Here is a 6327-nt window from a genome sequence, read left to right on the forward strand (position 1 = left end):
TCAATTGTGCGCACCATACGCGCCTCAAACCTCTCCGCCGGCCACCGCAATCGCCTGCCCCGTGATCGCGCCGGCGCCCTCGCCGCACAGCCACAACACGGTATCGGCGACTTCCGCCGGCGACACCAGACGCCCCTGCGGATTGTGCCTGGCGAGTTCGGCCACCGCCTGCTCATGGCTGCGGCCGGTCTTTTTCATGATGGTATCGATACTGCCGGCCACGAGATCGGTATCGGTAAAACCCGGGCACACCGCATTGACCGTCACGCGCGTCGTTGCCAGCTCCAGCGCCAGCGAACGCACCAGACCGACCACCGCATGCTTTGCCGCACTGTAAGCGCTGACATAGGCATAACCCTTCAGCCCCGCGGTCGAGGCGACCGCGACGATACGGCCGTAACGACGCTCCCGCATCGACGGCAATACGGCCTGAATGCTGTGAACCACGCCCATGAAGTTGACGTCCATCATGCGCCGGAACAGCGCGGCATCGGATTTTGCGAACGGCGCGGATTCCGCGATCCCCGCATTGGCCACCAGAATATCGATCGGCTGCCGCGCCGCGGCTTGCGCAATCGCGGCACTGACGCCGGCCTGATCCGCGACGTCGGCCACGGCCGCGAAGTGCGCGGCGCCCCTGGCCACGGCGTCATCCAGCGTGGCGCGGTCGCGGCCGAGCACCGTGACGGTCGCTCCGGCATGCGCCAGCACCGATGCGATCTCGCGGCCGATGCCCCGTCCACCGCCGGTGACGAGCGCATGCAGCGAAGGCGGCAGTCCGGGCATGCGCAGCTCTCCCCGAATGAATTGATCGACGCAGAGATGTTTCATCGATGCAGAAGGCATCGATGCAGGTACTTGGATGTAGGTACTTGCGTATATTTTAGACTTCAAGCTTTTGCAAGAAAGCCGGCGTCCGAGGTCGCTTTGAGAAAAATTAGCGGCTCTTTCTCAGCGTCGCCGAGGGGCTTTCGCCGAATTTGGCGCGGTAGACACTGGCCATGCGGCTGAGGTGGGTAAATCCGAGATCGAAAGCGATATCGATGACCCGTTCACCCGGGCCCGCCTTCGAAAGCCGTGCATTCAATTGTTGCAGGCGGATGTCCTGAAGAATGCCGGAAATGGAGACGCCGAAATGACGCTTGAAGCCCAGCTGCAACGATCTGACACCGATACCGGACTGTCGCGCCAGTTGTTCCAGATCAAGCGGTTCGGCGGCATGCGCCTCCAGACTTTCCCGCGCCCGCCTGAACACGGCGGGCAGCGTATTGCGCTGCGGCGCCGACCGGTTGATCGCATCGCTGAGATTATGGCGCTGACCGGTGAGAAGCAGCCCGACGATGGACTCGCGCAGGGTTGCGGCAGCGGCCGGCGACAAATCCGAAGCTGGCCCGCCGTGCTCGGCGAGATCGACCAGATATTCAATCTGGAACCGAAGGGCACGGCCGAAGGGCGTACTGAGATCGATATGCGGTTCGAACTCTACCGGGCCGGTCGGCCTTTCCGCGAGCGCAGCGGCGCGGCTTTCGACCCGATGCCGATCCACCAGCAGAATGAGTTGCGCGCAATCGTCCTGCCAGATCATTCGCGTCGGCAATGTCGGCGACAGCAACGACGCCATCACACCGGGCGCGGTGTCTATTTCGCGGCTTCCGGTCCTGACATGCGCCCGGCCGCGGATCGGTACCTGCAACAGAAAGAAGCGATCGAGGCAGCCCGGATCGATCGATACCGATCCGCCGTAAGCGACGTAATTGACCGAAAAGCCATCGAACGCGGCGCAGTTGTGCAGCGCATGAAAATCGGGCCATGAATGCCGCAAGGGGTCGAGGGCATGCGGACAGAATATGCGTCCGATCGACTCTGCCGCCTCGTCGACATCGGCGGTCCGAACACGCGAATAGGCCGCCAGCCTTGCGCCGGCGGAGGCACGGTCGATACCGGAAGCGGCTGCGTCCATGGCCCGATCGCCTGAATTATTTGAACCCTATAATATCCCGACTTCGCGGTTTGGAAAGCCGTTGCGATGACCTAATTGCGGCCATTTGCGCTCACGGGGTAGGCAATGGGCCGGCCCGAGCCCAACAACGACCTTGGCTGCCCGCCCCGACTTTCCGGTTTCGCCAGACGGACAGCGAGATTCGTCCAGCGGCTAGACGGACGCCGCCGGACGTAGCAGGCTGCGTGTCGTCTGAGGCAACGCGAGAGGGATCACCGCCATGGCAGCGCTCGAAAAAGGCATCACGCAGAACGGCACAGGCTATTCCGGCAAGACCTGGAATATCCTTGGGCAGGTTTATTTCCCGAAGGCAGTGACCGACTCCACCTTTGCGTTCGAGACCAACAGCGATCCCGGCCAGTTTGTCCCGGTCCATATCCATCCGACCCAGGACGAATTCATCCTGATCCAGGACGGCATGCTGGACCTGAAACTGGACGGCGTCTGGGTGCAGGCCAAGATCGGCGACCTGGTTCGGCTACCCCGCGGTATTCCGCACGGCTACTTCAACAAATCCGACAAGCCCGCACGGGCGCTGTTCTGGGTGTCGCCGACGCAGAAACTCGAAGCGCTGTTCAATCAGCTGCACAATCTGACCGATGTCGCCGAAATCGTCCGCATCTCCGCTGAGCACGAAGTCAACTTCCTGCCGCCCGAGGCCAACGAGTGACGTCGTCGGATTCCTGCAAGCTGGATTCCTGCAAGCTTCAATAACGACAATCTACCGTTGGCCTTCGATGGTGCCCGCGCAAGTCCGCGGGCACGCCGGAACTCCATTTGCCTGCGCTAGCCCGCGGCGATCCGCTTCGCAAATTCGAACCAGGAGGTTGGTCCATGGTCAAGCAGAAGAATGTATGTGTGATCGGTGCAGGCGTCTCCGGGCTGGTCGCAGCCAAAACCTTCGGCGCGCGCGGACACAGAGTGACCATCGTCGAGCGCAGCGGCGATCTCGGCGGGGTCTGGGAGCCGGCGCGATCCTATCCCAACGTTCAGACCCAAAGCCCCAAGGATCTCTATCGCTATACCGACAAGCCGATGCCGGATTCCTATCCGGAATGGCCCAAGGGACCGCAGGTTCATGCCTATCTGAGCGACTATGCCAGGGAGCACGGCCTGACGCAGTTGCTGCGGCTCAACACCGCCGTGACCGGCATGACCCGCCGCAGTTCGGGCCTGCCGGGCTGGACCCTCGACATCAGCAATCCGGATGGCAGCGCCAGCAAGGAAGAATTTGACTTCGTTGCGGTCTGCACCGGCCAGTTCAATGAACGTCAGACCATCAGCCACCCCGGTGAAGATGCCTTCAAGGCGGCGGGCGGAAAGATCCTGCATTCGGCTGAGCACACCGATCCCGCCACGGTCAAAGGCAGGAAGGTCGTGGTGCTCGGCGGCTCGAAATCCGCGACCGATATCGCGGTCAACTCCGTCAATGCCGGCGCCAGCAGCGTGACGATCGTCTATCGCGAACCGGTCTGGCGTATCCCCTACTTCATCGGCGGGCTGCTCAACTTCAAGCGCATTCTCTACATCCGCGCGCAGGAGGAAATGTTTCGCGGCTGGGGCCTCAGCGCGATGTCCCGTATTTCCCACGCCATCGCCAAACCGTTCATCTGGGCGAACTGGCGCGGACTGGAAAGCATGCTCAAGATGCAGTTGAAGCTGAAGAAATGCGACATGGTCCCCGAACAGCGGATCGAGGACGGCATCAACTGCTCGGTGCCGATCGCCACGCCGGATTTCTTTCCGATGGTGGCCGATGGCCGGATCAAGGCCATTCGCGGCACGTTCGACCATTATGACGGCAAGACCATTGTCATGACCGGCGGCGAAAAGGTTGACGCCGATATCGCCATCCTCGCGATCGGCTTCAAGCTCGGCGTTCCCTTTCTGCCGGAAGCCTACCGCAACAAACTCGTGGAGCCTGACGGGCAATACCGGCTGTACCGCGTGATTGCCAATCCCGATCTTCCCGATATGGGTTTTGTCGGGTTCAATTCGAGCTTCTGCACCGTGCTGTGCGCGGAGATGGCCGCCAACTGGCTGGTGCGCTATTGCGACGGTCAGTTGGTCAATCAACCGACCACAGCCGAGATCTATAAGAACATGGACATGATGCTGCATTTCAAGCGCGTCGAGCGGCCAGCCGCGGGCGTTTACGGCGGACTATGCGTCGCGCCCTACCACTTCAAACATTTCGACGAATTGCTGGCCGATATGGGTGCGAAAATACGCCGGCGCGGCGCGCTGGCGGAGAAATTTACCCCGCCCGATGCCGACGCCTATGCGCGTTTCCTGGCCTCGACTCCGGACTACAAGGCCGAGGCCGCATGAGCCGGCGTAATCGCGGTGTCTCGAATGCTTTGGATCCAACATCTTGACGGCTCGGCGCCGTCATCGACCGGGGCTGACCTTGCCCTCGCGCTTCTTCAAATAGAGGAGCGCCTTCACCGTCAGCTGATCCTGATTGCGTTCGCCCTTGATAATCAGTCCGCGGACATAGGCTTCAAGCGCGAGCTTGGTCGGCCCGTCCGGCCTGTCGTAAAGCATCGCATAGGTGCGCCAGGCGGTTTCAACGGCGTCGGTCACACCAACAGGAGACGTGCAAAATCGCGGCTTCATCGGCTCACCACCGCCCTGATAAAGCCGCAAGACCAATTTGGTTCCACGCGTGGAACAATTTTGGCTGTTTGGTGTTAGATGGACGTTACTTGATCTCCAGGAGGGATAAATGACGAAAATTTCTTACGTTTTGGCGGCTCTGGCCGCGATCGCTATCGCCGTGCCGTCAATCGCAAGCGCCGAAGACAAGCCGATGGCGAAGGAATACACGGCTAAGCCCATGATGCATCATCATTATCATCATCACCATCATCATCACTACATGAAAAAGATGATGAAAGAAGGCATGTGAGACGAATGGCCCCCTGACCGGGGCCATTTTCTTTTGGTATCTCTGTTCGCGATCCGACGCTGATCCGTTCGCCCGGCGCTAGGCCGCATCCAGACCCGAACGATGGGCCTGAGGCTGACCTGCGAGTTCGCCGATCGGGACCGGGCGACCGAGCAGGTAGCCTTGCGCGAAATTCACCCCGAGCGTTCGCAGCCTCTCGAGCTGCTCAGGGGTTTCCACGCCCTCGGCCGTGACCGACATGTCCAGCCCCCGCGCCAGCGTCACGATTGACGATATGATCGCCGAACTGGTGTGACGCTTCGACAGATTGCCGATGAACGATTTATCGATCTTGATCTTGTCGAACGGAAACGTGGTCAGGCAGCTCAGGGATGAATATCCGGTGCCGAAATCGTCAAGGGCAAGCGAAACCCCGATGCTCCTCAGCTTTTCCATAAAGGCATGATTTTCGACCGCTCGTTCCAGCAGGACGGATTCAGTGAGTTCGATTTCAAGCCGCTCCGGCGGCAAGCCTGATTTCTGTAACGCCGACTCGATGATGTCGAATAATTCAGCCTGCTTGAACTGGACCGGCGACAGGTTCACCGCGACCCTGGTATCCGCCGGCCACGATGTCGCGTCGTCGCACGCCTGCCTGATGATCCATTCGCCAAGCGGGATGATGAGGCCGGTCTCCTCCGCCAGCGGAATGAACTGGTCAGGCGGTATCAGCCCTCTGGTCGGATGACGCCAGCGCACAAGCGCTTCGAGACCGCGGCGGCGGCCGGTCTGGACGTCAAAGAATGGCTGATAATGCACCTCGAACTGACAGCAGGCGATGGCATATCGCAGGTCGCCCTCAAGCGTGTTGCGCGCTTCAAGTTCCGCGGACATCGCTTCATCATAGAGCGTAAAGCAGTTGCGGCCCGCCGATTTCGATCGATACAGCGCGAGGTCGGCTTTTTTCAGCAACTGCTCCTGATCACCGTGCTCCGGCGCAAACGCGATCCCGATGCTTGTGCCGATCTCGACCTGATGGCCCGGCAGCTGGAACGGCTCGGCGATGAGTTTCGAAATTCGGGTCGCCAAATCGATCGACCCGGCCCGCTGATCGGGGCAGCCCGCCTGGATAATCGCGAATTCGTCGCCCCCCAGCCGCGCCAGCACATCGGTATTGCGGAGCGCGGATTTCAGGCGAACTGCCACCTGCCGGAGTAAACCATCACCGGCGGCGTGACCCAGCGAATCATTGACGTTCTTGAAGCGATCAAGATCGAGCATCAGGATTGAAAATGCGTTCCTGTTCCACTGCTCGTGCGAGCCGGCCTCATCCAATTGTTCCAGAAAGAACGCCCGGTTCGGAAGCCCGGTCAGAATGTCGGTCTGTGCCAGCTCGAGAACACGCCGGTTCGCCAGTGCGAGTTGCCGCGAATTGCGG

At 60.8% G+C, this 6327-nt stretch carries 7 protein-coding genes; 3 read left to right on the forward strand and 4 right to left on the reverse strand.

Going from position 1 to position 6327, the window contains the following annotated elements; translation table 11 throughout:
* Nucleotides 1-24: 24 nt before the first annotated feature.
* Nucleotides 25-786 carry an SDR family NAD(P)-dependent oxidoreductase gene (locus tag ABR948_RS27405; RefSeq protein ID WP_428124082.1) on the reverse strand — a complete coding sequence of 254 codons (762 nt, stop codon included), beginning with the start codon at nt 784-786 and terminating at the stop codon, nt 25-27.
* A gap of 151 nt (nt 787-937) precedes the next feature.
* A complete protein-coding gene (locus tag ABR948_RS27410; RefSeq protein WP_428124085.1) occupies nt 938-1960 on the reverse strand; it encodes an AraC family transcriptional regulator in 1023 nt (340 codons plus the stop codon).
* 259 nt (nt 1961-2219) lie between these two features.
* Between ABR948_RS27410 and ABR948_RS27415 the strand changes: the two genes are divergently transcribed.
* Together ABR948_RS27415 and ABR948_RS27420 are read left to right on the forward strand one after the other, a co-directional pair.
* Nucleotides 2220-2669, forward strand: a complete 450-nt coding sequence (locus ABR948_RS27415; RefSeq protein ID WP_428124089.1) for a cupin domain-containing protein — start codon at nt 2220-2222, stop codon at nt 2667-2669.
* 164 nt (nt 2670-2833) lie between these two features.
* Nucleotides 2834-4330 (forward strand): flavin-containing monooxygenase, encoded by a 1497-nt coding sequence (locus tag ABR948_RS27420; RefSeq protein WP_428124091.1) that lies wholly within the window; start codon nt 2834-2836, stop codon nt 4328-4330.
* Between the two features lie 60 nt (nt 4331-4390).
* Here the strand turns inward: ABR948_RS27420 and ABR948_RS27425 are convergent, their stop codons facing one another.
* Nucleotides 4391-4618 (reverse strand): hypothetical protein, encoded by a 228-nt coding sequence (locus ABR948_RS27425; protein WP_428124094.1) that lies wholly within the window; start codon nt 4616-4618, stop codon nt 4391-4393.
* A 109-nt stretch (nt 4619-4727) separates the two neighbouring features.
* Between ABR948_RS27425 and ABR948_RS27430 the strand changes: the two genes are divergently transcribed.
* Nucleotides 4728-4910 (forward strand): hypothetical protein, encoded by a 183-nt coding sequence (locus tag ABR948_RS27430; protein WP_428124096.1) that lies wholly within the window; start codon nt 4728-4730, stop codon nt 4908-4910.
* Between the two features lie 78 nt (nt 4911-4988).
* Here the strand turns inward: ABR948_RS27430 and ABR948_RS27435 are convergent.
* The coding region (locus ABR948_RS27435) for a putative bifunctional diguanylate cyclase/phosphodiesterase (RefSeq protein WP_428124099.1) at nt 4989-6327 on the reverse strand (1339 nt) is incomplete at its 5' end.

Origin of the sequence: Bradyrhizobium sp., from assembly GCF_050014615.1 — a bacterium.
Lineage (GTDB): Bacteria > Pseudomonadota > Alphaproteobacteria > Rhizobiales > Xanthobacteraceae > Bradyrhizobium.

Bases quoted from the DNA above. Each gene is read 5' to 3' on its own strand.
- ABR948_RS27405 (WP_428124082.1), bottom strand. From the start codon at position 786: ATGCCCGGACTGCCGCCTTCGCTGCATGCGCTCGTCACCGGCGGTGGA.
- ABR948_RS27410 (WP_428124085.1), bottom strand. From the start codon at position 1,960: ATGGACGCAGCCGCTTCCGGTATCGACCGTGCCTCCGCCGGCGCAAGG.
- ABR948_RS27415 (WP_428124089.1), top strand. From the start codon at position 2,220: ATGGCAGCGCTCGAAAAAGGCATCACGCAGAACGGCACAGGCTATTCC.
- ABR948_RS27420 (WP_428124091.1), top strand. From the start codon at position 2,834: ATGGTCAAGCAGAAGAATGTATGTGTGATCGGTGCAGGCGTCTCCGGG.
- ABR948_RS27425 (WP_428124094.1), bottom strand. From the start codon at position 4,618: ATGAAGCCGCGATTTTGCACGTCTCCTGTTGGTGTGACCGACGCCGTT.
- ABR948_RS27430 (WP_428124096.1), top strand. From the start codon at position 4,728: ATGACGAAAATTTCTTACGTTTTGGCGGCTCTGGCCGCGATCGCTATC.